This window comes from Arenibacter sp. 6A1 (assembly GCF_012272855.1).
Taxonomy (GTDB): domain Bacteria; phylum Bacteroidota; class Bacteroidia; order Flavobacteriales; family Flavobacteriaceae; genus Arenibacter.
Genome location: NZ_JAAXCQ010000008.1, coordinates 159,857 through 185,051, shown reverse-complemented (window position 1 = coordinate 185,051; position 25,195 = coordinate 159,857). Strand labels below are relative to the sequence as shown.

At 40.7% G+C, this 25,195-nt stretch carries 21 protein-coding genes; 9 read left to right on the top strand and 12 right to left on the bottom strand.

Going from position 1 to position 25,195, the window contains the following annotated elements; translation table 11 throughout:
* Positions 1 to 35 precede the first annotated feature (35 nt).
* From HCG49_RS09500 to HCG49_RS09480, 5 genes are all read right to left on the bottom strand, one after another.
* A complete protein-coding gene (locus HCG49_RS09500; RefSeq protein ID WP_168469293.1) occupies positions 36 to 1,499 on the bottom strand; it encodes a hypothetical protein in 1,464 nt (487 codons plus the stop codon).
* 64 nt (positions 1,500 to 1,563) lie between these two features.
* Positions 1,564 to 2,109, bottom strand: coding sequence for an RNA polymerase sigma factor (locus HCG49_RS09495; protein ID WP_205764373.1), 546 nt, complete (start codon positions 2,107 to 2,109; stop codon positions 1,564 to 1,566).
* 33 nt (positions 2,110 to 2,142) lie between these two features.
* Entirely contained in the window at positions 2,143 to 2,568 is a 426-nt protein-coding gene (locus tag HCG49_RS09490; protein ID WP_168469292.1) for a hypothetical protein, read from the bottom strand.
* A gap of 242 nt (positions 2,569 to 2,810) precedes the next feature.
* The gene (gene recA / locus HCG49_RS09485) at positions 2,811 to 3,818 is read right to left on the bottom strand and encodes a recombinase RecA (RefSeq protein ID WP_072762687.1); all 1,008 of its coding nucleotides are present in this window, start codon (positions 3,816 to 3,818) and stop codon (positions 2,811 to 2,813) included.
* A 639-nt stretch (positions 3,819 to 4,457) separates the two neighbouring features.
* Complete coding sequence (locus HCG49_RS09480; RefSeq protein WP_205764372.1) at positions 4,458 to 5,174, bottom strand: transposase; 717 nt, start codon at positions 5,172 to 5,174, stop codon at positions 4,458 to 4,460.
* Positions 5,175 to 5,634: 460 nt separating this feature from the next.
* Between HCG49_RS09480 and HCG49_RS09475 the strand changes: the two genes are divergently transcribed.
* The 7 genes from HCG49_RS09475 to HCG49_RS09445 all read left to right on the top strand — a co-directional run bounded on the left by HCG49_RS09475 (position 5,635) and on the right by HCG49_RS09445 (position 13,045).
* Positions 5,635 to 6,666 (top strand): rhodanese-related sulfurtransferase, encoded by a 1,032-nt coding sequence (locus HCG49_RS09475; RefSeq protein WP_168469291.1) that lies wholly within the window; start codon positions 5,635 to 5,637, stop codon positions 6,664 to 6,666.
* A 130-nt stretch (positions 6,667 to 6,796) separates the two neighbouring features.
* On the top strand, positions 6,797 to 7,978 hold the full coding sequence (locus HCG49_RS09470; protein ID WP_168469290.1) for a stage 0 sporulation family protein: 1,182 nt from the start codon (positions 6,797 to 6,799) through the stop codon (positions 7,976 to 7,978).
* Positions 7,971 to 8,456: a gliding motility lipoprotein GldH gene (locus tag HCG49_RS09465; RefSeq protein ID WP_168469289.1), complete on the top strand. Its 486-nt coding sequence runs from the start codon at positions 7,971 to 7,973 to the stop codon at positions 8,454 to 8,456. The genes HCG49_RS09470 and HCG49_RS09465 overlap by 8 nt, the downstream gene beginning before the upstream one ends.
* Positions 8,457 to 8,461: 5 nt before the next feature.
* On the top strand, positions 8,462 to 10,798 hold the full coding sequence (locus tag HCG49_RS09460; protein ID WP_168469288.1) for a transglycosylase domain-containing protein: 2,337 nt from the start codon (positions 8,462 to 8,464) through the stop codon (positions 10,796 to 10,798).
* A 206-nt stretch (positions 10,799 to 11,004) separates the two neighbouring features.
* On the top strand, positions 11,005 to 11,703 hold the full coding sequence (locus HCG49_RS09455) for a CoA transferase subunit A (RefSeq protein ID WP_168469287.1): 699 nt from the start codon (positions 11,005 to 11,007) through the stop codon (positions 11,701 to 11,703).
* A gap of 207 nt (positions 11,704 to 11,910) precedes the next feature.
* Positions 11,911 to 12,264, top strand: a complete 354-nt coding sequence (locus tag HCG49_RS09450) for a four helix bundle protein (protein ID WP_168469286.1) — start codon at positions 11,911 to 11,913, stop codon at positions 12,262 to 12,264.
* A 127-nt stretch (positions 12,265 to 12,391) separates the two neighbouring features.
* Positions 12,392 to 13,045, top strand: a complete 654-nt coding sequence (locus HCG49_RS09445; RefSeq protein ID WP_168469285.1) for a 3-oxoacid CoA-transferase subunit B — start codon at positions 12,392 to 12,394, stop codon at positions 13,043 to 13,045.
* Between the two features lie 477 nt (positions 13,046 to 13,522).
* Here the strand turns inward: HCG49_RS09445 and HCG49_RS09440 are convergent, their stop codons facing one another.
* Both HCG49_RS09440 and HCG49_RS09435 read right to left on the bottom strand, forming a co-directional pair.
* Entirely contained in the window at positions 13,523 to 14,680 is a 1,158-nt protein-coding gene (locus tag HCG49_RS09440) for a methionine aminotransferase (protein ID WP_168469284.1), read from the bottom strand.
* 50 nt (positions 14,681 to 14,730) lie between these two features.
* A complete protein-coding gene (locus tag HCG49_RS09435; protein ID WP_168469283.1) occupies positions 14,731 to 15,231 on the bottom strand; it encodes a very short patch repair endonuclease in 501 nt (166 codons plus the stop codon).
* Between the two features lie 149 nt (positions 15,232 to 15,380).
* On the opposite strand from HCG49_RS09435, the gene HCG49_RS09430 reads away from it, so the two are divergent.
* A complete protein-coding gene (locus tag HCG49_RS09430) occupies positions 15,381 to 18,125 on the top strand; it encodes an outer membrane beta-barrel protein (RefSeq protein WP_168469282.1) in 2,745 nt (914 codons plus the stop codon).
* A 133-nt stretch (positions 18,126 to 18,258) separates the two neighbouring features.
* Here the strand turns inward: HCG49_RS09430 and HCG49_RS09425 are convergent, their stop codons facing one another.
* From HCG49_RS09425 to HCG49_RS09415, 3 genes are all read right to left on the bottom strand, one after another.
* On the bottom strand, positions 18,259 to 19,005 hold the full coding sequence (locus tag HCG49_RS09425; RefSeq protein WP_168469281.1) for a succinate dehydrogenase/fumarate reductase iron-sulfur subunit: 747 nt from the start codon (positions 19,003 to 19,005) through the stop codon (positions 18,259 to 18,261).
* A 73-nt stretch (positions 19,006 to 19,078) separates the two neighbouring features.
* Entirely contained in the window at positions 19,079 to 21,094 is a 2,016-nt protein-coding gene (locus HCG49_RS09420) for a fumarate reductase/succinate dehydrogenase flavoprotein subunit (RefSeq protein WP_168469280.1), read from the bottom strand.
* Between the two features lie 15 nt (positions 21,095 to 21,109).
* Positions 21,110 to 21,787, bottom strand: coding sequence for a succinate dehydrogenase cytochrome b subunit (locus HCG49_RS09415; protein ID WP_168469279.1), 678 nt, complete (start codon positions 21,785 to 21,787; stop codon positions 21,110 to 21,112).
* 182 nt (positions 21,788 to 21,969) lie between these two features.
* Here HCG49_RS09415 and HCG49_RS09410 point away from each other — a divergent pair, with 182 nt between their 5' ends.
* Positions 21,970 to 22,947: a succinylglutamate desuccinylase/aspartoacylase family protein gene (locus HCG49_RS09410; RefSeq protein WP_168469278.1), complete on the top strand. Its 978-nt coding sequence runs from the start codon at positions 21,970 to 21,972 to the stop codon at positions 22,945 to 22,947.
* Positions 22,948 to 23,235: 288 nt separating this feature from the next.
* On the opposite strand, the gene HCG49_RS09405 is transcribed toward HCG49_RS09410, so the two are convergent.
* Positions 23,236 to 24,201 (bottom strand): YeiH family protein, encoded by a 966-nt coding sequence (locus tag HCG49_RS09405; RefSeq protein ID WP_168469277.1) that lies wholly within the window; start codon positions 24,199 to 24,201, stop codon positions 23,236 to 23,238.
* Between the two features lie 84 nt (positions 24,202 to 24,285).
* Complete coding sequence (locus HCG49_RS09400; RefSeq protein ID WP_168469276.1) at positions 24,286 to 25,179, bottom strand: LysR family transcriptional regulator; 894 nt, start codon at positions 25,177 to 25,179, stop codon at positions 24,286 to 24,288.
* Between the last annotated feature and the right edge of the window lie 16 nt (positions 25,180 to 25,195).

The following is a 25,195-nucleotide window of genomic DNA, read 5'->3' as shown; positions in this document are numbered from 1 at the left end:
GCAATTTTTTATACTGATCTGTTTTTTAGGGCGACTTAGAATTTGAAGCTAAATCCGCTATAGACCCCAAGGGAATAAGGATTAAAATTGCCCGAAGTATCCGAAAAGGTGTTTAACTGGTACTTAAAAATGGGCTCTACATTAAACTTAAAAGCTTTCGAAAATTTATAGTTAAGGCCAAACCCAATATTGGTACTGAAATTTAAGTCGTTAATATTGTTCGCTTCTCCAATCTCAGTAGTCTGTCCGCTCGACTCCAATACCACGGAATTGTCCGTTAAGACTAAAGAACTTACCCCTCCAATAAGGTTGATGCCGAATTTTTGATCCAACAGTACATAGTTCAATTCTAGGGGTATTTCTACATAGCCTAGTTGTTGTCCCATGGTTCCCTTCCTAGTAACATTTTTACCGATAACATCCATGGCCATAATGCCCTGTGGTTTAGGGATTACATTGGTGTTGGGATCATTAAAAATGATCGATTTCGCCGAATTGCTATAATTGATGTTTTTTAATTGTGATTTGGCCGATGCAGCGTTAAAAGACGAGGTATAGGAAACATCATTGGTATTGTAACCAAAATCTACCTTGTGAATTCCCGAACGAACGCTTAGTTTTTTAGAGACCTTATAGGCTACGGTAACACCATAGCTCATGGTAAGGTTACCTGTCTTGCTGTTAGATGCTAGCATGGTGTTTATGGGCGAACCCGTCCCCATTCCGTTGAAATATACAGGGGCAATACTAGGTCCGGCAGACCATTTTCCCTTCTGATCTTCTTCTAGGGCTATAGTTTCTTCAGTAGCATTGTTAATCTCATCAAAAATAGATTTTTTAGCATCCTCCTTTTCGGCCAATTCCGTAGCTGTAGGAGAGGGGGGTACTCCCAACTTATCCGTAGCCGATGGTTTTTTATCCTCCTCGGCAAGTTGTATATCACTATCCAAGGGGCTGTCTGGTTCTGTCGTTTGTTTGTTTTGATCTGCAGTCGCCAAAGTGTTCTCCATGTTTTTTGGGAGACGCGGATGGGAATTGTTTGTAGTCGTTAATGGTTGATCTTTATGGGCATTACCCGAAGGTGAAACAGTGGTTTTGTCAGCAGCAACAATAGTAGTCTCAGTTTCTTTAGTGGTAAAATTGTTTTCTTTTAAAGTGTGTGCCGGGCTATGGTCATTGGTGGACTCGTTTTGGGAGTCTACCATCACCGGGGGTGTCACAGAAGGAGAAGCTTCTGGCTGTTTTGTAGCAGGCTCCTTATGTTCTATATCGGTAATGACCGGAACAAGGGGATCCGAAGTAAAGAGAGGGCCAATGGCAAAGAAAAGCAGGGCGAATAAGGCAGCAATACCGCTCAGCTTCCACCACAGCGGAATTACTTTTCTGGAGGGGGTCTTTTTGTCCAAGGAAGCTTCAATCGCCTGCCAAACCTTATCGTCCGGTAGCTCTTGGAAGTCGCCTAGTTTTTCTTTAAATATTTTGTCTAAATCGTTACTCATATGATATTTTAATCGGACAAATAGCAAGCATTGCCCTAGCTTAATCGTTTTTTTGGTGTCACAGTTATTTTTCCAAGCCTATTTTGGGCCTATCTGCCTCTATTTTTTCCTTTAATATTGTTCTGGCCCTAGAAAGGTTAGACTTAGAGGTTCCCAAGGAAGTGCCGAGCATTTCAGCAATTTCTTTATGGCTATAACCGTCTAGAACGTACAAATTAAAAGTTATCCGATACTTGTTTGGCAATTCTTGAATATAGCTCAAAAGGGTGTTTAAATCCAAAGAACCGTACGCCAAATCTTCCGTAGTTTCTTCCTCTTCGAGGTTTTCTGGGATATCGGCATGTATTTGTTCTTGGCGGTATTTTTGAAGGACGGTATTAATGGTAATGCGTTTCATCCATCCTTCAAAAGAGCCCTTTTCCTTGTACTGGTCAATTTTGCTGAAAATAGTCATAAAACTATCGTGCAGGCTGTCCTCGGCCTCCGTTTTATTGCGCGAGTACTTGAGACAAATCCCGAACAGTACACGGGAGTATTTCCGGTACAATTCTTCTTGGGCTTGTCTGTTGCCTTTTTTGCAATTATTGATTAGCGCAATTTGGTTGCTCAAAATTTAACCTAGCTTATGCTTCTTATAATCGAATTAATCCGTTGATGGGTCGTTCACGGGAACCGTTATTTCTAAATAGGTAGGTTCGCCGTTCTCGTCTTTTCCTGTTCTATATCGGAATAGGTAGGGGTCTTGGTATAAAACCTCAAATTTAAAAGTCGCTACTTGCTCCGTGTTTAACGCAACGCATTCCTCCTCGTTATCGAAAACAGCGGCCACCGCTACAATGTTCCTAGTGGTAACTTCTTCTCTAACAACGTCAAAACCTTCAAAATAAGTGCAGTTATCAGGTCTAAGATAAGTAACTTTTATCGTATAAATATCACCGCGGTTAAAAGACTCGGGCATTTCTACAGATTTTATTTCCAATGCTTCGTAATGAAAATTGATATCATTATCCGTATCGCAAGAGCTTAATAAGGCAATAGCAGTGAACATTAAAAACAACATTTTTTTCATGGGGTCCTTTTTTTAAGTTTTTGTTACAAATGACTTTTATACTATGGTAAAACAACATCTTCTAAACCGTACTTCTATTGTACAATTATCGGCCGGCATTTTATAACAGTTGCTTTTTCTTTTTAGATGAAACTTATGCTTAAAGGTTGCGTGTAGGCAAAAAAAAAATCCCGAGCGTATCGGGATTAATTTTTTGGTAGGAGGGGGCATAAAAAAATCCCGAGGGTATCGGGATTTTGTTGTTATGCTTTCAGGGCTTTGATGGCCTCTTTTATTTTTAGTTCCAGTTCTTCAAAAAGTTCCGGATTGTCTAGCAATAGATTTTTTACGGCATCTCTTCCTTGTCCTAGTTTGGTATCGCCATAACTAAACCAAGAGCCGCTTTTCTTAATAATTTCGAACTCAACCCCAAGGTCAATGATCTCCCCTACTTTAGAAACACCCTCTCCGTACATAATGTCGAATTCTGCCGTTCTAAATGGCGGGGCCACTTTGTTTTTAACCACTTTTACACGGGTTTTGTTTCCTTGTACGTCTCCATCGGTATCTTTTATTTGCGAAGACCTACGGATATCTAAACGTACCGAGGCGTAAAACTTAAGCGCGTTACCACCAGTGGTCGTTTCTGGGTTTCCGAACATCACCCCAATTTTCTCACGCAATTGGTTAATGAATATTACGGTACATTTTGTTTTGCTAATAGAGCTGGTTAATTTTCGCAAGGCTTGTGACATTAACCTAGCGTGAAGCCCCATTTTAGAGTCGCCCATTTCACCTTCAATTTCACTCTTAGGTGTCAAAGCGGCAACAGAATCGACTACTACAATATCAATAGCGCCAGAACGAATAAGGTTGTCTGCAATTTCCAATGCCTGCTCTCCGTTATCGGGCTGAGAAATGATAAGGTTGTCTATATCTACTCCTAGTTTTTGTGCATAAAAACGATCAAAAGCGTGTTCTGCATCGATAAAAGCTGCAATACCGCCCTTTTTTTGAGCCTCCGCCATGGCGTGAAGGGTTAGGGTAGTTTTTCCCGAAGATTCAGGACCGTAAATTTCTATGACCCTGCCACGAGGATAACCGCCCACTCCTAAAGCGACATCTAAACCCAAGGAACCCGAAGAAATTACTTCGATATCTTGAGCCACGGAATCTCCCATTTTCATGACGGCACCTTTACCGTAAGTTTTATCCAATTTATCAAGGGTAAGCTTTAACGCTTTTAATTTTGCATCTTTCTCAGAACTCATTTCATAATGTATTAGAGTTGCAAAATAACCAATTCTTTTTGCATAATCCCCTCTATTAGGACTAAATTATTAGAAGATATCAAGACCTTTTTTATTTTGTAAAATGTCCCCCTTAAAAACAGCTAAAGACGAAGTGGATTTTAAGGAGATCTTGTATTAAAACCTTAAAACAGTGAATTTCAACGTTTTTTTGGAGTTTTTTGGAACTGCAGCGCAACCTTTTTAGAAATATAGCATCCAAGAAATAACTAACTCAAGTATGCTTGCTTATTGTTTTGGTAGACAATAAGGTGGTGGGTCAATATTTTATTTTAAGCGGTTAAGACCACTAAATTGATACAAGAAATATTGACCATAAAAGGGCTTTGGATTTTCCAGGGCCCTTTTTATTTAGGCTTCCCGGATCTGGCTAGGAAGTATCCTCCCCATAATCGGTTAGCTCATTATTATTGTAGTTTTTTGGGCGTTTCCCTATCGGGTCGGGCACTTCGCTATATCCCTCGCTCCGCTTCGGGGATGCCGCTGCGGTCCCTAACGCGGAAAACAGGGAACAATAAAAAATGTAATCAGTATCTCTTCCGCAGAATTGCGGGACTGGCATATTATTGTTTTTTTAATTTGGTAATTTAATTTTGTTATTCAATTATGAAATTTATCAGCCTTCCATCGGGTAGGATTGTTGATGATATAATTTCGGATTTTTTCTAATGATACGTTGTTTCTAATGATGTGATCGTGAAAACGCGGTTGCCAGGCAAAATCAGGGTTTATTTTACGCGCGTTCGTGGTTACCCCAATTTTAAACCCACGAATTACGGATGCCAAATTTTTTGATTGCGGACCGAATTGGTTGGTTTTGGAATCGGTACCGCGCATTGCGTCCGTATCGGTACCATTGCCATCACCGGTATTATATCGGTTTTCACCAATCATAATTATTGCGTGAAAATGGTTGGGCATAACAACGTATTCATCTATTTTCAAATTCATATCAGGGCGCATATCAAATGTTTTGGTCCATTCTGATTTTACAATTTTCCCAATTTCTGACAAATGCATTTCAACATTTAAAATTTTACCAAAATAATGTTCGCGATTTTTGGTACAGATTGTTATAAAATATAATCCACTGTTACCATAATCCCACGATTGTAAACGGGCAGACGGTATTCTATATGTTATTGAATTTATCCGCCATTTTATTTCTTGTTTTTCTTTGTTGCTTTTATCTTCTCTAACAACATACTCGTAGGAGTATAATCCTTTTCCCTTGGAAGCAAGTTCTATAATGATTTTTCCTAATGCAATTTTGTAGTCAATGTTTCTTACTCGTTGCCTATACCATTTACTGTCCACTAGTTAAGGTAAGGAATTTAACAAAAAGAGCGATTATACCTCTAAGTTGAGTGGGCAAATAAATATATCAGGACTAAACTGCGTATATAACCTCTTAGCTATATATAAGTGGCACGGCCTGATAGCTTGCTAAAAGGTGCTGCTAGAGTAAGAAGATGCATGGACCTAAGGTGTACAAGCGGTCAACGCTGATCAGGGACGTACACTATTGTTAATTGCTAATTGTTTATTGTTCACTGAAAAGCGTTAGCTATTGCAGCGGCATCCTTTTTTGGCGGCCGCAGGCGGCTAAAAAAGATACAGCGGAAAGAGCGACCCGATAGGGGAACGCCCAAGCACGGATGATGGCCAGCAAGAAGCGTCTCCCTATAAAAAGTGACAATATCCTTTTTAGGCCGAGGGATAAGTTTTATTTTTGCAGCTGTAAAATTATTCTTTAACTTAAAAATATTAGTATAGCATGCAACTGTACAATACGCTAAGTGCTAAGGAGAGAGCGGCTCTTATTGAAGAGGCTGGGCAAGAACGCCTAACGATTTCTTTCTACAAATACGCACAAATCGGGAATCCGTCTATATTTCGTAACCACTTATTTATTCGTTGGAACGAGCTCGATGTTTTGGGCAGAATATACGTGGCCCACGAGGGAATTAATGCACAGTTGTCTGTTCCTGCAGAGAATTTTGAAGCCTTTAAAGAACACCTGGACAGTATAACTTTCTTGGAAAATGTGCGCTTAAACATCGCCATAGAACAAGATAATATGTCCTTCCTAAAACTAAAGGTGAAGGTGCGCGAAAAGATTGTTGCCGATGGGCTGGAGGACAATGCATTTGACGTGACCAACAAAGGGATACACGTAGATGCGGAGAAGTTTAACGAGCTTATTGAAGACCCCAATACCGTTTTGGTAGATATGCGAAACCATTACGAGAGTGAGATTGGAAGGTTTAAAAACGCCATTACCCCCGATGTGGATACCTTTAGGGATTCCTTGGATATTATTGAAAAGGATTTGGCCGAACATAAAGAAGACAAAAAACTGGTGATGTATTGTACCGGAGGTATCCGTTGCGAAAAGGCCAGTGCCTACTACAAGCACAAAGGCTTTAAAAATGTGTACCAACTAGAAGGGGGTATTATTGAGTACACCCGCCAAGTAACCAACAAAAAACTAGAGAATAAATTTCTAGGTAAAAACTTCGTATTCGACCATCGTAGGGGAGAACGGATTACCGAAGATGTTATCGCTAATTGCCACCAGTGTGGAAGCCCGTGTGATACGCATGTAAATTGCGCCAATGAGGCTTGTCATTTACTGTTTATTCAGTGCGAAACTTGTGCTGAGGCCATGGATAACTGCTGTTCTGTAGACTGTAAGGACATACATGCCCTTCCGTTCGAAGAGCAGAAAAAGCTTAGAAAAGGAAAAACCGTCAGCAATAAAATCTTTAAAAAAGGACGTTCTGAAGTGTTAAAGTTTAAGAAGTAATCTACCCCATAGGGCTTCTCCCGATATACTTTTCCAAACTGGCACAATTTATACTATCTTTACGTCTAATAAATTTATGAATCAAATTTAGGAAGTACTTTTTGGTACTTCCTAAATCAACATACTAAATATGGGTTGTAGCAGTTGTTCAACCGCTAAGGACGGACAGCCACGTGGATGCAAGAACAATGGTACTTGCGGCACTGATGGCTGTAATAAATTGACGGTTTTTGATTGGCTTTCCAATATGACACTCCCAAATGGCGAAAAACCATTTGACTGTGTGGAAGTCCGTTTTAAAAATAGTAGAAAAGAGTTCTTTAGGAATTCTGAGAACCTATCACTTTCTATCGGGGATGTAGTGGCCACACAGGCAGCTACCGGACACGATGTAGGAATGGTAACCTTGACCGGGGAACTGGTACGGGTACAGATGAAAAAGAAAAAAGAGGATTATACCAATCCGGAACTCCCCGTGCTTTATAGAAAAGCCTCGCAAAAGGATATCGATATTTGGCAAAAATGTCGGGATAGGGAGGACGAAATTAAAAAACGCGCCAGGGAAATAGCCATTGTGCTTAAGCTACAGATGAAAATCTCCGATGTAGAATTCCAAGGCGATGGTTCCAAAGCTACTTTTTACTATACCGCAGAAGACAGGGTCGATTTCCGTCAGCTGATCAAGGATATGGCCAAGGCTTTTGGGATCCGTATAGAAATGCGTCAAATAGGCTACCGCCAAGAAGCCCAACGTTTGGGAGGTATTGGTTCTTGTGGCCGCGAATTGTGCTGCTCTACCTGGTTGACAGATTTTAGGTCCGTAAGTACTTCGGCGGCACGGTATCAGCAACTTTCCCTAAACCCTCAGAAATTAGCAGGGCAATGTGGAAAACTTAAATGTTGTTTGAACTACGAGCTCGATGTGTACTTAGATGCCTTAAAGGACTTTCCAGGACAGGATACGAGGTTGTTTACCGAGAAGGGAATGGCCTTTTGTCAGAAAGTGGATATCTTTAAAGCTGCCCTTTGGTTTTCGTATAAAGACGAGCCCGCTAATTGGCATATGTTGTCCAAAGACCACGTAAACGAAATCTTGGAAAAGAACAAGAAAAGAGAAAAGGTGGCTAGTTTGGAAGAATACGCCTTGGAAAATGTTCAGGAAGAAGCAGAAAAAGTATTCGAAAATGTTGTGGGGCAAGACAGCCTTACCCGTTTCGATAAGCCTAAAAAGCGCAGGAACAACAATAACAAGAACAGGAACAAGAATAAGAAAAGAACAAATTTCAGAAAAAAACCAGCAAATAATGCTTAGGATTTTTTGGGCACTCATAGGAGCGGTAGTATTGGTTTCTTGTGGCGAACCCCCGTTGCGATCAGCGTTTAAAGCTACTGATGACAATGGGTGGCACAAGGACAGCATTATGCAGTTTACTTTTAAGGATCTAGATACCCTGCAACCATACAATTTGTTCCTGGCTGTTAGAAATGATAATACGTATGCCTATAGCAACCTTTTTTTAATAGCGACCCTAACAATGCCCGATGGCAATATGGTTAGGGACACCTTAGAATACGAAATGGCCAAGCCCAACGGTCAATGGCTGGGCAGCGGTTACGGAAGTCTAAAGGAAAATAAATTGTGGTATAAAGAAAACCTCCTATTACCGTCATCGGGAGCGTATACCTTAGAAGTAATGCATGCCATGCGAAAAAATGGCAGCGTAGACGGCCTTGTAGAATTAGAAGGTATTACCGACGTGGGATACCAAATAGAAAAAAGTAATCGATAGGTTTTATGGCAACCGAATCAAAGAAAAAAAAGAATACCAGTTTTTTTAAATTCATCAAATGGTTTTGGATACTGTTCCTAACCGGTGTTTTATCTGTAGTTTTAATCTTTTTCATAGCCTCAGAAGGGGGGTTGGGAGAGATGCCTACCTTTGAGAGTTTAGAGAACCCTCAAACAAATTTAGCCTCGGAAATCATTTCTGCGGACGGGGAAACCCTTGGGAAATATTACTTGGCAGACAACCGTACTCCGGTAAATTTTGAAGATCTTCCCGAAAACATCGTTCAGGCATTGGTAGCTACCGAAGATGCCCGGTATTACCAACATTCTGGGATAGATGCCAAAGGAACCCTTAGGGCTGCAGTTTTTATGGGTTCTAGAGGAGGGGCCAGTACCATTTCACAGCAGTTGGCAAGACTACTATTTGTGGGGGTGCGTTCTAAAAATACCTTTGAAACGATTATCCAAAAAATTAAAGAATGGGTGATTGCGATACGTCTGGAAAGACAGTATACCAAGGAAGAAATCATAGCCATGTACCTAAATACCTATGATTTTAACTATAGTGCAGACGGTATTAGATCGGCAGCCAAGATTTATTTTGGGAAAGAACCACAAAAACTAAAAATAGAGGAGTCCGCCGTTTTGGTAGGGATGTTAAAGAATTCTTCTTACTACAATCCAAGACGTAGAGAAGCCCTAGTGCTTAACCGAAGGAATACGGTCTTGGCACAGATGGCCAAATACGGCTATATCACCCAAGCAGAGAAAGATTCGCTTCAGGCCTTAAAAATGGAGATCAATTTTAACCCTGAATCCCATAGCGAAGGATTGGCGACTTATTTTAGGATGGAACTTAAAAAGTTCATGAAAGATTGGATTGATAAGAACCCTAAACCAGCCCTAGAAGGAGAACGAAACCGCTATAATATCAATTTGGACGGCCTAAAAATCTATACGACCATAGACTCTCGTATGCAGCGTAATGCAGAAGAGGCCGTGGTGGCGCATATGAAGAAATTACAAGCGGAATTCTTTCATCAAAATACGCCCGACAGAAATAAAACGGCCCCTTTTATAGAAGAAAATCCGGGGGAGGCCGACCGTATCATGGAAAGAGCCATAAAGAACTCTCCTAGATGGAGGATTATGAAAAGAGAGGGGAAGTCTGACAAGGAAATCCGTGAATCTTTTTATCAGCCTACACCCATGACGGTATTCGATTGGAACAGCGAAAGCAGAGAAAAGGATACGGTGATGAAACCTATAGATTCTATTCGCTATTACAAGTCTTTCCTTAGAACAGCTATGATGTCTATGGAACCGCAAACAGGCCATATAAAAGCTTGGGTTGGGGGAGTAGATTATAAGCACTTTCAATACGACAACGTAAAACAAGGGGCCAGACAGGTAGGTTCTACCTTTAAGCCATTTGTATATGCTGCCGCCATTGATCAGTTGCGTTTGTCTCCCTGCGATGTTCTTCCAGATATACATTATTGTGTGGAAGCCAATAAATACGGGAACCCGGAACCTTGGTGCCCTAAAAACTCCAATGGAAAGTACAGTGGGGAAATGCTGACGTTAAAGCAGGCTTTGGCAAATTCCGTAAATACCATTACGGCCCAATTAACGGACAAGGTAGGACCCACCGCGGTAGCTTCTATGGCTAAAAACCTAGGTCTTACCGGGAATCTTCCAGAAGTAGCCTCTATTGGTTTGGGAACTGCCGATCTTACCGTATACGAGATGGTAGGGGCCTATGGTACCTTTGCCAATCAGGGGGTGTATGTAAAACCAGTAATGGTCACCAGAATAGAAGATAAAAATGGGACTGTACTTTACGAATATGTTCCGGTAACCAGGGATGTACTCAGTAGCGATGTGGCCTATGCCATGGTTGACCTGATGTCTGGGGTAACCCAAGGAGGATCGGGTACGCGATTAAGAACTACCGGTGCCGAAAAGTATAATAAGATGTACGAGGAAATTATTACCGGATATCCCTATGCCTTTACAAACCCTATTGCCGGGAAGACCGGAACCACTCAAAACCAAAGTGATGGCTGGTTTATGGGAATGGTGCCCAATTTGGTGACAGGAGTATGGGTTGGTGGCGAAGATAGGGCTACGCACTTTAGGACTATTACCTACGGACAGGGAGCCTCGATGGCCTTGCCAATTTGGGGATTATATATGAAAAAGAATTATGCCAATGAGGATATTGGGGTATCTAAAGAAGACTTTGTAAGACCAGAGGAACTCTCCCTAAACGTCGACTGTTCGGATACCGAATCGGAAAGCGATGACCTTATTGATACCGATGACGATTTAGATTTTTAAAAATTACATACCAATAGAAATGTCCCGTCACTGACGGGATATTTTTTTTATAGCAATACCAGTTTGGTTCCTTGGATAGTGCACGGAACCTCAGAAATTAAGCCCTTACTTTTATCTAAAAGTTAAGGGCTTTTTTTGTTAAAAAATCTGTATTTTAGAGCATCGGCATACTGCTAAATGCATAGAACTTTTAACAATTGATAAGGATGATACGGAAAACTGTTGCAAACGTAGAAGAAGCATTAAAGGGAATAAAGGATGGAATGACCTTTATGGTAGGTGGATTTGGATTGTGTGGTATTCCGGAAAATATAATTGCGGAACTGGTGAAGATAGGGGTAAAGGATATTACCTGTATTTCCAACAATGCCGGGGTAGACGATTTTGGCCTTGGGCTATTGTTGCACAAACATCAGATCCGAAAAATGATTTCTTCCTATGTGGGGGAAAACGATGAGTTTGAACGACAGATGCTCAGTGGGGAATTGGAAGTAGAATTGACCCCTCAAGGTACCTTGGCAGAAAAATGCAGGGCCGCACAGGCCGGTTTCCCTGCTTTCTATACACCCGCAGGCTATGGCACCGAGGTGGCCGAAGGTAAAGAAACCAGAGAGTTTAACGGTAAAATGTACGTTTTGGAAGAGGCTTTTAAAGCCGATTTTTCCTTTGTAAAGGCATGGAAAGGCGATGAGGCCGGTAACCTGATTTTTAAGGGAACGGCACGGAACTTTAATCCGGCTATGTGCGGGGCGGCAACAATTACCGTGGCCGAAGTAGAAGAACTCTTGCCAGCAGGATCCTTGGACCCCAATGAAATTCATGTGCCCGGTATATTTGTTCAACGAATTTTTCAAGGAAAAGACTATGAGAAAAGAATAGAACAGTTGACGGTAAGAAAAAAATAATGTACCAATTGTTTAATGAAGCAATGTGTAAATTAATTGGTGTGGGAAGTATAAAACGTAGCTGCATCCATGGATTTATGTATTGTCTATTTAAATTGAAAATGAATTAATTGAAAAAACATTTAAGAGGGCCAATAGAAGGACAGCATTGACTTTATGAACATCTTGTACAGCATCTCATGAACCCAATAATATATAGGATTAACAATGTTAAAAAAGGAAAATGTTGTCATTGAAAAATCCATAGAATTCGCCCTTAAAATTATTGAGTTTTCCGAGTTGTTGCTTGAAAAAAGAAAGTATGTCGTCGCCCAACAAGTATTAAAGTCGGGGACCAGTATAGGAGCTAATATTCATGAAGCCCAAAATGCAGAAAGTAGGGCCGACTTTATACACAAAATGAAAATAGCCCTAAAGGAACTCGAAGAAACTAAGTATTGGCTAGTATTATGTGAAAGGTCACAATATTATCCATTCGATTTAAAACTAAAGGAAAGTGTCGATGAACTAGGATTGATTTTATATAAAATTGTCAGCTCTAGTATGAAGAATGGGCGTTAAAATAATGATTACGAGTTAACAAAGTGCAAGTTTACGATATGATAGCCTTTTACATTGCTATTTCAGTAATTGTTACATTGTTTAATTGGTTCATTGTTACATTAATTAATTTTCAAATTGAAACATTATGTTAGATAAAAACGGAATCGCAAAACGCATTGCAAAGGAAGTAAGAGACGGATATTACGTTAACCTAGGGATAGGTATTCCTACCTTGGTGGCCAATTTTGTCCGTGACGATATTAGTGTAGAGTTCCAAAGTGAAAATGGGGTGTTGGGAATGGGGCCCTTTCCTTTTGAGGGGGAAGAGGATGCCGATATTATCAATGCGGGAAAACAAACCATTACCACCTTGCCAGGAGCCTCTTTCTTCGATTCTGTGACCAGTTTTGGGATGATCCGTGGGCAACATGTAGACTTGACTATTTTAGGGGCTATGGAAGTTTCCGAGACCGGGGATATTGCCAATTGGAAAATTCCAGGAAAAATGGTGAAAGGAATGGGCGGGGCAATGGACTTAGTGGCCTCGGCAGAAAATATTATTGTCGCTATGATGCATACCAATAGGGCTGGGGAGTCTAAGTTGTTAAAAAAATGCTCCTTGCCATTGACTGGCGTGGGATGCGTAAAAAAAATAGTCACAAACCTTGCCGTTTTAGAAGTAACTCCTAAGGGTTTTAAGCTATTAGAGCGGGCTCCTGGAATAAGTGTAGAAGAAATAATAAAGGCCACCGAAGGGACCCTGATCGTTGAAGGCGAGATTCCCGAAATGGAACTGTAGCAAGACTTTATAACCGTTTTAAGCAACCAACATTTAGCTGGATAGAAGGGGAGAAATTTTTTTTAGTTTGACTACAACAAATTTTAAAAAGAGGCGTTATTTTTTAAATTCACCACCAAGTGGTGGATCCCAAATCTAATAACGATAAAAATATAATGTATGGAAGTCCAGCTTAACCACTCCCCTAAACAAGAAGAGATTCAAGTGTATCCGAACGATTTTTTTCGAGGGATCATCAATCTGATTAAAAAGTTATTTATGTTGTAACGGCCTGGCCGTTCGTTGAAACCCGACAAGAGTATGCTATGGCATATAAAGGGTTTAAAAAGAGCGATACCTGCAGGCATCGCTCTTTTTAGTTTGTCTTCTTTTGCATTGCGTACCTCTGAAATCCAATTTCTTTAAACCTATCCGATTCTTTTATCAGGTATTTTTAGGGTAAATCTCCAATATCAAAAACGCTTTGGAAGTAGGGTTTTATATAGTTCTCAGGACAGCCGTGGCCTTTTCTAGGGTTTCAGTGGTTTTTGCGAAACAAAATCGCACTAATTTTTGGGTTTTGTCTTCGGTATTAAAGCCAGAAAGGGGAATACTGGCAATTTTGTGCTCCACTACCAAGCGCTCTGCAAATTCCATATCGTTTTCCTCGCTTATGGCCGAATAGTCTAACAATTGAAAATAACTACCGCTACAGGGTTTAATGGTGAACCTAGAACCGTTTAGGCCAGCAACAAACAGATTGCGCTTCTGTTCGTAAAATTTTGGCAGGTCTAGATAATGCTGAGGTGTCTTTAAATAATCGGCCATCGCTTTTTGTGCTGCATGGTCGACACTAAAAACGTTAAACTGGTGTGTTTTTCTAAACTCCTTCATTAATTCGGCCGGGGCCACACAATAGCCTAATTTCCATCCCGTAATATGAAAGGTCTTGCCAAAGGAGGAACAAACAAAGGTCCGTTGCGCCAAATCGTGAAAGCGAGAGGCGCTTTGGTGTTCGTGGCCGTCAAAAATAATATGTTCGTACACTTCATCGCTAATAACTATGATTCCGGTGTCCTTCAAGGAATCTTGTAGCTGTATCATATCGGCCTTTGATAATATGGTGCCACTAGGATTATGGGGGGTATTAATGACCACCATTTTTGTTTTTGGTGTAATCTTGGCGCGGAATTCGTCCCAATCTACGGTAAAATCGTCCTTCTTTAGTTGTACGCCAACCGGAATGCCGCCATTAAGCCTAATGGCAGGCTCATAGCAGTCGTAGGCGGGCTTAAAGAGTATTACTTCATCCATAGGGGAAATAAAGGCCGTAATGATCGTAAAAATGGCTTGTGTTGCCCCTACCGTTACCGTTATCTCGGTTTCGGGATCGTAGGATTGGCCATGCAAGGCCTCAATTTTTTCGGCTATTATTTCGCGTAGCGACCATAGTCCGGCCATAGGTGCATATTGGTTAAAGCCTTGGTTCATCGCCTCGGTCACCAAAGCAATCAATTCAGGATCGGGTTCAAAATTGGGAAATCCCTGAGAAAGATTAATCGCTTGGTGCTTTTGGGCTAATTGCCCCATAGTCGTAAAAATGGTGGTCTTTACAAGAGGCAGTTTAGATACGATTGCAGATCTAAAAGTTGGCATGTTTTTAAAGTTGACGTTAGTGCTGTTTATAAAGGTATACAAAAGAAGGGTTAGTCTTGTGGTGAAGTAGCGCCATTGTAGGAGCTGTGTCCTTCTAAATGCAGTACGACCTTTTGTAAACAGCCCTCCAAATCCATTTTAATTTCCTGTGCCCAAAATCGGAATACGGTATATCCGAGATTTTTTAGAGCCATGGAAACCTCTAGGTCGCGCTGCATATTTCGTTCTATTTTTGGGATCCAAAAGGCCGCATTGGTTTTAATGCATGACTTTCTGTTGGCCCAATTATATCCATGCCAATATTCTCCGTCTATGAATATTGCCGTCTCGTATTTTTGAAGGACGATATCTGGTTTTCCAATCAGCTTTTTATAATCGATTCGGTAGCGGTACCCTAATTTCCATAGCGCTTTTCTAAAGGCTAATTCGGGCTTGGTATTCTTGCCTCTTATTTTAGCCATCATCTTTGAGCGTTCGGGAGTGGTATAAAATCCGGCAGCCTCGTTAAAACGAGGGACGATGATTCTATCTATAGCGTACTTCTTGGCCATTCCTAAAGATACTTCATTTTTAAGTTTCCTTTTGGATATAGCTTAGGGCAATTAAGATTTTAACTTATTAACAACTGTTCTTTAAACCTTTATTCCTTTAGGGAGTCAAAGTGTTAATCTGGCGTTCTTTAGCCACAAAAACATTTAGTTTGAAAACACTGGTATATTTGGTATTTCTCTTGGCGTCCTTTAGTGCGATGAGCCAAAAATTCGCCCTTGAGGGCTTGGTGATTGATAAGGAGGCAACCAGCTTGGAAGGGGCTACCGTTTTTGTACAGAGTATAAAAGACTCCACTACCATGGCCTATGCTATTACCAACAAAAAAGGAGAATTTTCTATTCGCGTCAATGCCGAAACCCAGTCCAATCTTCTTTTTAAGGTGGCTTATTTGGGATACAAAACCTATAGCCGAGATATAGAGGTGCCCCAGGAAGAGCGATTGTACCTAGGAGATATTACTATAGAGGAACAGCTAGAAGAGCTAACAGAAGTGTTTTTAGTAGGTAAAGCGCCCCCGGTGTTGATGAAGAAAGATACCGTAGAGTACAATGCCGATAGTTTTAAGACCCTTCCCAATGATAAGGTAGAAGATTTGCTAAAAAAGCTTCCGGGGATCGAAATAGATCTGGACGGGATTATTACCCATAACGGGATAGAAGTAGAGGCCGTTAATGTAGACGGGATGCGTTTTTTTGGGGAAAAGAACGGGAATATCGCCATTAAAAATCTACCCAGTGTGGTGATCGATAAGGTTCAAGTCACCGATTTTAAAACAGATTTGCAAAAATTTACGGGCGAGGCATCGGATTCTGGGACAAAGGAGCTGAACCTGAAAATTAAAAAAGGGAAAAATAAAGGTTATTTCGGGGATGTTGCCGGTGGCTATGGAACAGACGATAAATACCAGGCCAATGCGAACCTTTTTCAATTGATAGAAGGAAAACAATTGGGGGTGATCTCTGGGACCAACAACATTAATATGTCTAAGGGCTTTAATAGTTTGCCCGATACGGATACCAGTAATGGGTATTTGGAATCTAGTTTTCTGGGGAGTAATTTTTCTAAGGGAAAATGGAACGAAACGCGGATCAATGGCAATTATAGGTACAGTGCTCAAAATAGGGAAACCGAACAAAAAACAAGAAGGGAAAACTTTTTGCCAGACCTAGATTATATCACTAATTCCAAGAAAAATAGCAGTGGGGATTCTGATAGCCATACTGCCAATCTTGATATGAAGTTTTTAGTAGAGCCCAAAAATAAATCGGCTAACACTAGGGTTCAAATTGCCAATAGTACCGATTTTAAAATATCAAATTCGGACTCTTTTAATCAAGAAACCACACAATCTACAGAAACCAATGGAGATTTGGTGAGCGACTATACGTCGAGAAATCAAGGGATGTCAGACTCCTATAATTTCAGTAATAATTTTAGTGTAACCCCAAGGCTAGGGGGAAGGCGCGACTATTTTCATATCGGATTGTCTACCAATATCAGCAAGGACCAGTCTAGTGGTAAAAGATATTCCGAAAACATATTATATAAAAAGAACACGACCAATATACAGGATCAAATTAACGAATCTGAAAACCTTAATTCCAATATAGCCCTCAACGCAAGTTGGAACAAAGAATTGTTTACAGATTTCAGGATCATTCCAAGATATTGGGTTCAAGTTGGCAATAGCACCAATGAAAAATATGTGTACGATTTTAATACGGAAGTAGGGAGTTATGACGAATTTAACCAACGACTGAGTACCGAAAACAACTATTTGACGACAACGGTACGCCCTGCCTTAGGGGTTCGATACGACTATAAAGGATTTCGATTTGAAGCTTCGGGGAACTACACCAATACCTTTAGGAAATACGAAGATGAAATTAATGTTGCTCGCAATTTTAAGGCCGATTTTAACTATCTGACCTATTCGGGGAGAATTCAGTATAGGGATGCCAACGGTTATAAAAACATCAACCTACATTACGATCAAAATGTAGATGTGCCTTCTATCGGCCAGTTACAACCGGTACCCGATGTCAACAACCAATTGCATATACGTACGGGGAACCCATTTTTGGAGCCTGCGGTGAACCATGACCTGCGTTTTCAATATCAGAATAATTTGGCCTTTCACAACATTAATATCACCGGAGATGCAGCGGCCGGATTTGTACAAGACAAGATTATCAATACTACTATAACCGACGAAGATCTTATAAAATACACTACCTATACCAATATACAGGGCGATTATTCTTTAAGGGGCAATACGGCGATCACCAAAACCTATTTTAGTCAGCATGCGAATATGAATTTCAACCTAAGGCTTCATGGAAGTTTTAGGAACAACCTCTCTATACAGAACGGTGTAAAGTTTACGGCCGAGTCTTCTGTGATTAGACCTTCCATATCCTTTAGGTATGCCTATGACAAAAAATTAGATTTTAATGCCTCCTACAGCTACGCGCTAAACAAGACTATTTACGATACCGATATTTATGATGACAATGCCTATTTTGTTCAAAACTTACAGTTGAATTCTTCTATTTATTTTTTTAAAGATGCCTTTTTGACCAATAAGGTTTCGTATCGTTATAACAGTAGGGTGGGAGATGCCTTTGATGGGGACGCTGTTTTTTGGAATGCTGGTCTAGGGGTGCAGTTATGGGAAGGAAAAGGGACGCTGACATTGGTTGGGTATGATATCTTAGGAAAGAACAATGGGTATGTTAGAACCATTTCAGAGGACTTTATTCAGGATGCTGAAAGCAAGATATTGGAGCAATATTTCATGCTTACTTTCAGCTATAAATTTGGACGGTTTGCAGGGCAAAATATGAATATAAATAGTCGTCCCCGATCTGGGATGCAACGAATACGATCCTAAGGGTATTTTGTGCTTTATCTAGGTTTTAGAGCTCATGGATATTCGCCACAATAATGTCTGTGAGTAAGGCATAAAAAAACCCCAAACCGGTAGGTTTGGGGTTTTTGTATTTAAATTTAAACAGTTGCCAGAACTAGCTTTTTATATTTGCGCTTAAAAATTCTCTGTTCATACGTGCGATGTTTTCTAGAGAAATACCTTTTGGACATTCTACTTCACAAGCCCCGGTATTGGTACAGTTACCAAAACCTTCCAGGTCCATTTGAGCGACCATATTTTTCACACGGTCTACTGCTTCTACCTGTCCTTGTGGCAATAGGGCGTATTGAGATACTTTTGCCCCAACGAACAACATTGCCGAAGAGTTTTTGCAACTAGCCACACAAGCGCCACAACCAATACAAGTAGCGGCATCCATAGCCGTATCGGCATCGTGCTTGTCTATCAGGATCGCATTGGCGTCTTGAGTATTTCCGGAAGTGTTCACAGATATAAATCCGCCCGCATGCTGAATACGGTCAAAAGAACTTCTATCGACTACCAAATCTTTTATTACAGGAAATGCCTTGGCTCTAAAAGGTTCTATGGTAATCGTATCCCCGTCCTTAAACATACGCATATGCAATTGGCAGGTAGTTACCCCTCTGTCCGGACCATGGGCTTCTCCATTGATGTACATAGAGCACATTCCACAGATTCCTTCACGACAGTCATGGTCAAAGGCTACTGGTTCATCGCCTTTGTTTATAAGCTGCTCGTTCAAAACATCCATCATTTCTAAAAAAGACATATGTTCCGAAATATCGCTCACCTTATAATCGACCATTTTACCTTTGTCCTGTGGTCCTTGTTGTCTCCAAATTTTTAATGTCAGGTTCATATCTTATGTATTGAGTAATGAGTGCTAAGTAGTGTATACTCTCAAGGCACACCACCTATAGCTCATGACAATATTATTTGTAACTTCTTTGTTTTAGCTCTATATCCTTAAATTCCAGTTGCTCTTTGTGCAAGACGGCATCTGCTGGCTCCCCTTTGTATTCCCATGCAGCTACGAAGGCAAAATCGTCATCATTACGTTTCGCTTCTCCTTTTTGTTCGCCATCTAGCTCTACAGATTCTTCCCTAAAGTGACCACCACAAGATTCTTCTCTCATAAGGGCATCCTTGGCGAATAATTCTCCAAGCTCCAAGAAATCGGCCACACGACCTGCTTTCTCTAATTCTGGGTTCATTTCATTGGCAGCACCAGGAACATTTACCTCTTTGTAGAACTCTTCGCGAACAGCTTTAATTTCGGCCATAGCCTTTTTTAAATCTGTAGCGTTTCTAGACATTCCACATTTGTCCCACATGATCTTTCCAAGTTTTTTATGGAAATAGTCTACGGAGTGCGAACCTTTGTTATTGATAAAGAAGTTGATTTTTTCGGTAACTTCCTTTTCTGCTTCTTCAAATTCTGGACTGTCCGTCGGGATCTTACCGGTACGGATTTCATTGGATAAATAATCGCCAATAGTGTATGGCAATACAAAATATCCGTCGGCCAATCCTTGCATTAGGGCCGAAGCTCCCAAACGGTTGGCACCGTGGTCAGAGAAGTTTGCTTCTCCAATACAGTACAGGCCTTCTACTGTAGTCATAAGGTTATAGTCTACCCAAACACCTCCCATGGTATAATGGGTCGCTGGGTAAATCATCATAGGGGTTTTATAAGGGTCCTGATCTACAATTTTCTCGTACATCTGGAAAAGGTTTCCGTATTTGGCTTTTACAATAGCCGCTCCCAATTCGGTGATTTTTTCTTTGCTAGGGTTGTTTAAACCTTGTAGTTTGGCCTGCTCGTTTCCATAACGTTCTATAGCCGATTTAAAGTCTAGGTAAACGGCTTCTCCAGTAGCGTTGACACCATATCCGGCATCACATCTTTCCTTGGCCGCCCTAGAAGCAACATCCCTAGGCACTAAGTTTCCAAAAGCAGGGTATCTTCTTTCCAAATAGTAATCCCTATCTTCTTCTTTTATTTGTGTAGGTTGTAATTTACCGCTTCTAATAGCCAAAACATCCTCCATTTTCTTGGGAACCCAGATACGTCCATCATTACGCAAGGATTCCGACATCAATGTCAATTTAGACTGATAGTCTCCTGAACGAGGGATACAGGTAGGGTGAATTTGGGTATAGCAAGGGTTGGCAAAGAACGCCCCTTTTTTATGTATTTTCCAAGCTGCCGTAGCGTTAGATCCCATAGCATTGGTAGAAAGGAAATAAACGTTTCCGTATCCTCCCGAAGCAATAACGACTGCATGGGCAGAATGACGCTCTATTTCTCCGGTAACCAAGTTACGTGCGATGATACCACGAGCTTTTCCGTCTACCTTTACCACGTCTAACATTTCGTGGCGGTTAAACATCTCTATCTTACCACGGGCAATTTGCCTGTTCATGGCAGAATAAGCCCCTAATAACAATTGCTGGCCAGTTTGCCCTTTGGCATAAAAGGTACGGGAAACCAAAACCCCTCCAAAAGAACGGTTGTCTAATTGTCCACCATAATCACGGGCAAAAGGAACCCCTTGGGCCACACATTGGTCAATAATATTGGCCGATACCTCTGCCAAACGATATACGTTGGCTTCTCTGGAACGGTAATCTCCTCCTTTAACGGTGTCATAAAACAAACGATAGGTAGAATCCCCATCGCCTTGGTAATTTTTTGCAGCATTAATTCCCCCTTGGGCAGCAATAGAATGTGCTCTACGAGGAGAATCCTGGTAACAGAATGCTTTTACGTTATATCCTAGTTCGGCTAAAGTAGCCGCTGCTGATCCCCCAGCCAAACCAGTACCAACGATAATAACATCTATATTACGTTTGTTGGCAGGGTTTACTAAATCGATATGATTTTTATAGTCGGTCCATTTATCCTTTAACGGACCTTTAGGTACTTTAGAATCTAATACAGACATAAGTAAATAGTATTATTAATGGTTAAAATGGTGAAAAAGCGCAATAAAGATAAATCCTAACGGAATTAAAATGGCGTATGCCTTTCCAAATCCTTTTAACCCTTTTATGTATTTGTTGTTGGCTCCTACAGACTGAAAGGCCGAATTAAAGCCATGAAGTAAGTGTAAAGAAAGAAATACAAAGCCTACACAATATAGGGCAACCCTCCAAACAGGAACAAACTTATGGGTCAGTTCCTCGTAGTAACGATAGCCTTCTCCATCGGCCAGAAGACCAGACATGTCTCCCTGAATAAATTTAGTATTGATTTCAGGAAACCAAAAGTCGATAAAGTGAATTACAAGGAATACCAAGATAAACCCTCCACTCCAAATCATGTTTCTACTCATCCAAGTAGAATTTGCAGCACCGTTGTTTTTGTAATACTTCACGGTACGGGCATTTCTGTTCTTTATCTCTAGGATGAACCCCATTACAAAATGGTAGATTACTCCAAATAGCAAGACCGGTTGTAATGCAAACTGTACCAATGGGTTTGTACCCATAAAGTGCGAGATTTCATTAAAGCTGTCCGGACTAAAAACGGATAAAATGTTGATGGCGAAATGTTGTAAGATAAATAACATTAAGAAAAGGGCTGAAAGGGCCATGGTAAACTTTCTGCCGATCGAAGAGTTTAAAAATCCACTCATTGGTTACTATTTTTAAGGACAAATCTACAGTTCTGGCGACTTATTCACAAACTTTGTTTAAATTATGTATGGTATTTAGAACCAATTTAAAGAAATTGCCGCTGCTGTCATTTGTAGAAGCCTCAATTACTTGAGGAAAAATGGTATAGATCAAGGTTAAAACAGTAAATAGTAGGTGATTTATGGAAAGTTTTTTGGAAAATAAGGACATCGTTATCGGTGGTGAAAAGGTAGCTCCGGGGCAAGAAAAATGGCTGCATATTAATATAGACCGTTTGCCAACGGGTACCATCATAGATATCCCAATTTATGTGGTGAATGCCACAGAACCGGGGCCGGTTATTTTAATCCAGGCCGGATTGCACGGGGATGAGATCAATGGGATAGAAATTGTTCGCCGTATGTTGCAAAAAAAGAAATTTAAAATTCAGCGTGGCGCTGTCATTGTGGTGCCGTTGCTGAATGTATTTGGGTTTTTGCACTTTTCTAGGGACGTCCCCGACGGAAAGGATGTCAACCGCAGCTTTCCGGGCTCTAAAACTGGCTCCTTGGCCAGCAGAATCGCCTATTATTATACAACCCAAATATTTCCCTTGATAAATTTTGGGATCGATTTACATACCGGAGGTGGGCGCTTGGCTAATTATCCGCAAACACGGTTCACTAAAGATGACAAGGACAGTAAGCTATTGGCAGAAATCTTTAATGCCCCATTTAGCTTTCCCTCTGGACTCATAGCCAATTCTTTTAGAAAAGTAGCCTATACCAAAGGCATTGCAACCATTGTTTACGAGGCAGGCGAAAGCATGCGTTTTGACCATTCTGCCATTGTAGAGGGTATTCAAGGGATACAAAATATCCTTACATATTTTAAAATGACACCACAAAGTAGTTCCGGAAAGGATAAAAGACCCCCAACGATTCATTTATCACAAAGAAGATGGCTTAGAGCACCCACGGCCGGCATGTTCGTGCCCAAGGTTTTAAACGGTACCCCCATTAAAAAAAATCAGGTATTGGGAATTGTGTCCGATACCTTTGCCAAGTATGTCAAAGAAATAAAAGCGCCCTATGACGGCTATGTGTTTTGTATAAACCACCAGGGGGTGGTAAACCAAGGCGATGCTTTGTTGCATGTGGGCACAGTAGATTTGGCCTAATAGCTTAGGGAATGGCTTAGGGAGTCGCTGGTTTATCTGCTATGGAGTTTATCGGCTATTATACTAAGCGGTTGGTTTGCAGTTAAAAAGTAGGGCGCCTTATATTGTAAAGGGGGTATTTTATCGACTGTTTGTTCCGTTAGAAGGGAAAATAAGACAGTGTTACGGGTAAAACATCACGCTACCAACTAACTAGTCTGAACATCGATAAAAAACCGTGCTATAAAAAAGACAGCATAACATGTTTTTTGGCTGAATTAATAGATTGGTATATGTGTTGTTCTGATGCTATGCGCTAAAACTCATGATGGCCCAAAGGGCGCCGCCTGCAATGAAGATCCATAGGACTATTCCTTGTAAAAGTGGTTTGTAGCCAACGGCACTTAGGACATTTCTATTTAACCCACAGCCAATTAGGAATAGGGTAAGGGTTAAACCGGCCTTGGCAATACCGCTAAGGTACTGGCTATATTCCTGAACAAAAGGGATATAAGTATTTGCCATCATAGCCAAAACAAACAAACCAATAAAGTAGGGGATTTTAATGTTGCCGCCTTTATTTTTAAACACATAGGTAGATAAAAAGGCTAGGGGGATAATCCACAAAGCTCTGGCTAATTTTACGGTAGTAGCAATCTCCAGGGCCTTGTCCCCGTATTTGCTGGCTGCACCAACCACGGAGCTGGTATCGTGAATAGCAATGGCACACCACATTCCAAATTGGGTCTGGGATAAATCTAAGGCCGATCCTATGGCAGGAAATGCAAACAAGGCTACGGAATTAAGGATAAAAATTGTACCAATGGCGATGGAGATTTGGTTTTCCTTGGCTTTTATTACTGGAGAAATAGCGGCAATGGCACTGCCCCCACAGATGGCTGTTCCTACCGAGATTAAATAAGAAGTTTTTTTGTCCAGTTTGAGGGCTTTGCCCATAAAAAAACCAATGACAAGAATACTGATAATAGAAACTATAGTGAAAAGAATTCCTTCTTTTCCGGCCTTTAATGCGCTGTTCATATTCATGCCAAACCCTAGGCCCACAACAGATACTTGAAGTAGCAAATGAGTAGCCTTATGGTTGAGGTGTAAATAGGGATGTCCTATCCATTGGGCAACGATCAAACCCAATAAAAGGGCTATTGGAGGAGATATAAAAGGCGTTAAGCATAAGACCACCATTATTAAAAACAGTAGTTCTCTGGTAGTAATGCTTTTCTGAATCCAATTGCCTAAAACTATTTTCTTTTGCATTCCCATTTGGAAAGTTGGTATTAATTATAGGACAAAGGTCCTCTATTATACCACTTTATGGAAATCACCATCTGTAATGCACCATTACTTAAAGTTATAATGAAGGGCGAATTTTTTAAATAATTCGGATAAGGGATCTGTCTGCCCCTGGGGTTGTATAAAGTAAAAGTGGCGGCCGATGTTCAGATCAGCCACATCTAGGATGCTAAAGTCGTTGTTTTTGAGTTCTTTAAAAACGGAGTGGATGGATAGGAAAGCGACAGAATTGCTGTGGTATAGATAGTTTTTAATGCTTTCTGTGCTGCCCAATTCCATTTCTAGGGAAAGATCCGAGGTTTTTAATGCTGTATTTTTAAGGTGGTGATCTATGACCTCTAGGGTTCCCGAGCCTTGCTCCCGTAATAATATGGGGACCGTTTTCAGTGTCTCAAGGGATATAGGTTGCTTTTTTACCAAGGGATGTTGGCTATTGGCTACCAAAACGATTTCGTCTTTTATGAATTCCTCATATTTAAAATTAGATTTCTTGGTCTTACCTTCTATAATGCCGAGGTCTATGGTGTTGGCTTGTAGTTCCGCCTCTATTTTTTCCGTATTTCCATTGATTAAAGAAACTTTAATATGACCGAATTTTTGGTGGAAACCGGCTAGCAACTGTGGCAATATATATTGGGCAATGGTGGTACTAGCCCCAATTCGCAACCTTCCGTTATAATTCTTGGTTATAGTATTCAGTTCAAATTCTAGTTCCCGGTATATTGAAAACAAGGCTTCGGTATGATCCAATAAAATTTTTCCGGCAGGGGTTAACAGAATTTGAGACCCCTTTCTTTCAAAAACCTTAATGTTGAGGTAGTTCTCTATCTCCTTGATATGTTTGGTGACCGCCGGTTGGGTGATAAATAGTTCCTTGGCAGCTTTTGTGAAACTGAGTCGTTTGGCAACGGTATGGAAAACTTTTAGACGGAAATCGAACATAATACAAGTAGTCTGT

Coding starts and splice junctions, on each gene's coding strand:
- HCG49_RS09500 (WP_168469293.1), bottom strand. CDS start 1,499: ATGAGTAACGATTTAGACAAAATATTTAAAGAAAAACTAGGCGACTTC.
- HCG49_RS09490 (WP_168469292.1), bottom strand. CDS start 2,568: ATGAAAAAAATGTTGTTTTTAATGTTCACTGCTATTGCCTTATTAAGC.
- recA (WP_072762687.1), bottom strand. CDS start 3,818: ATGAGTTCTGAGAAAGATGCAAAATTAAAAGCGTTAAAGCTTACCCTT.
- HCG49_RS09475 (WP_168469291.1), top strand. CDS start 5,635: ATGCAACTGTACAATACGCTAAGTGCTAAGGAGAGAGCGGCTCTTATT.
- HCG49_RS09470 (WP_168469290.1), top strand. CDS start 6,797: ATGGGTTGTAGCAGTTGTTCAACCGCTAAGGACGGACAGCCACGTGGA.
- HCG49_RS09465 (WP_168469289.1), top strand. CDS start 7,971: ATGCTTAGGATTTTTTGGGCACTCATAGGAGCGGTAGTATTGGTTTCT.
- HCG49_RS09460 (WP_168469288.1), top strand. CDS start 8,462: ATGGCAACCGAATCAAAGAAAAAAAAGAATACCAGTTTTTTTAAATTC.
- HCG49_RS09455 (WP_168469287.1), top strand. CDS start 11,005: ATGATACGGAAAACTGTTGCAAACGTAGAAGAAGCATTAAAGGGAATA.
- HCG49_RS09450 (WP_168469286.1), top strand. CDS start 11,911: ATGTTAAAAAAGGAAAATGTTGTCATTGAAAAATCCATAGAATTCGCC.
- HCG49_RS09445 (WP_168469285.1), top strand. CDS start 12,392: ATGTTAGATAAAAACGGAATCGCAAAACGCATTGCAAAGGAAGTAAGA.
- HCG49_RS09440 (WP_168469284.1), bottom strand. CDS start 14,680: ATGCCAACTTTTAGATCTGCAATCGTATCTAAACTGCCTCTTGTAAAG.
- HCG49_RS09435 (WP_168469283.1), bottom strand. CDS start 15,231: ATGGCCAAGAAGTACGCTATAGATAGAATCATCGTCCCTCGTTTTAAC.
- HCG49_RS09425 (WP_168469281.1), bottom strand. CDS start 19,005: ATGAACCTGACATTAAAAATTTGGAGACAACAAGGACCACAGGACAAA.
- HCG49_RS09420 (WP_168469280.1), bottom strand. CDS start 21,094: ATGTCTGTATTAGATTCTAAAGTACCTAAAGGTCCGTTAAAGGATAAA.
- HCG49_RS09415 (WP_168469279.1), bottom strand. CDS start 21,787: ATGAGTGGATTTTTAAACTCTTCGATCGGCAGAAAGTTTACCATGGCC.
- HCG49_RS09410 (WP_168469278.1), top strand. CDS start 21,970: ATGGAAAGTTTTTTGGAAAATAAGGACATCGTTATCGGTGGTGAAAAG.
- HCG49_RS09405 (WP_168469277.1), bottom strand. CDS start 24,201: ATGCAAAAGAAAATAGTTTTAGGCAATTGGATTCAGAAAAGCATTACT.
- HCG49_RS09400 (WP_168469276.1), bottom strand. CDS start 25,179: ATGTTCGATTTCCGTCTAAAAGTTTTCCATACCGTTGCCAAACGACTC.